The organism is Ruegeria sp. E1 (assembly GCF_056534225.1).
Genome location: NZ_JBQFPE010000046.1, coordinates 1 through 1,020, shown reverse-complemented (window position 1 = coordinate 1,020; position 1,020 = coordinate 1). Strand labels below are relative to the sequence as shown.

Sequence of the window (1,020 nt, the reverse complement as noted above, 5' to 3'; positions counted from 1 at the left end):
ATCGATTACCGCCTCTATAGTTGGCCATCACCCGAAGTCGCCTCAGAGGTTCTGACCCGCGCAGGGAATGAAAGCGATCTGATCGTAGGCAATGATGAAGAGTTCGGCTTTATGGCGGGCGGCATCGAAAAAGGTTTAGACAAGGCCCGCGAATTGGCGGCCAACGGCAAGATGGTGATCTACAAGATGGGCCATGAGGGGGCCATTACGCTGGCAGACGGACAAGAGGTCCGCACCGGTATCTACCCCGTTACCGCCGTGAAGCCCAACGGCGCAGGCGACAGTTTTCTGGCCGGACTGCTGGCCTCGACCGCTGCCGGGCATGACCTGCGCAATGCGGTGCTGCGCGGTTCGGCCTGCGCGTCGATCGTCGTGTCGAAACCCGGATGCGCCGGGGCCATGCCGACGACGCCCGAACTTGACGAATTTCTGGCCCAACACCCGGGCTCCACGGATACCTGAAAGGAGACGCAGATGCATATTGCGCCCCATGACAACCAGAACAAACCTATCGTCGATGCCGACCATGATCTGGTGCCGCTAAACTATTTCAACATCGTCAAACTGAAAAAGGGCGAGGTGTTCGAATATGCCGTGCCGGGCTATGAGACCTGCATCGTGCCCGCCACCGGTACCGTGGATGTCGATGTGGACGGCGCGATCTATACCAACCTTGGCAACCGCACCATCGACGTCTGGGATGGCGAGCCCGAGGGCGTATACGTTCCCGTCGGCGCCAAGGTTCGAATAACCTGCATGACGGATGAAACCGAAACCTTCATCGCGGGCGCAAAATTCGACCGTGAGCTTGAACCCTTTGATGTCCGCGTACCCGAGCTGGATCTGGTGCAGTATGGATCGGACGACACCAAAACCCATCGAAAAATCAAACACATTCTGGGCGCGAACCATCACGACAAGGTCGGCCGCTTGCTGGTGTCTGAACTTTATACCGTGGGTCAGGGCGGCTGGTCCGGCTTTCCCAGCCACAAACATGACACCGACCGCAAAAGCGACGAT

General features: G+C 58.2%; 2 protein-coding genes. Both read left to right on the top strand.

Annotated features, from left to right (window positions below):
* A partial coding sequence (locus ACR0FG_RS20875) for a PfkB family carbohydrate kinase (RefSeq protein ID WP_480895279.1) occupies nt 1-462 on the top strand: 462 nt, incomplete at its 5' end.
* Nucleotides 463-474: 12 nt separating this feature from the next.
* Nucleotides 475-1,020: 5-deoxy-glucuronate isomerase (locus ACR0FG_RS20870; RefSeq protein ID WP_480895277.1), on the top strand; the 546-nt coding region annotated here is incomplete at its 3' end.